We start from the raw sequence: 209 nt of genomic DNA on the forward strand, positions 1-209 counted from the left end.
GCCGGTTACGACGGCTATAAGCGTAAGCGGGGCAGCAAGGTTCACATGGCGGTCGATACGTTGGGCCAGTTGCTTGCTGTGCACATCACGCTGGCCAACGAGCAGGAGCGCGCCCAGGTTGGTGAACTCGCGCGTCAGGTCCAGGAGGTCACAGGCCAGACGGTGAAGGTCGCGTTTGCCGATCAGGGCTATACCGGCGAGGAACCTGC

At 62.7% G+C, this 209-nt stretch carries 1 protein-coding gene; it reads left to right on the forward strand.

Annotated features, from left to right (window positions below):
* The coding region (locus tag SB764_RS45380; protein ID WP_410867489.1) for a transposase at window positions 1-209 on the forward strand (209 nt) is incomplete at both ends.

The sequence above is a fragment of the Paraburkholderia sp. SIMBA_027 genome (assembly GCF_046535315.1).
GTDB classification, from domain to species: Bacteria; Pseudomonadota; Gammaproteobacteria; order Burkholderiales; family Burkholderiaceae; genus Paraburkholderia; species Paraburkholderia tropica.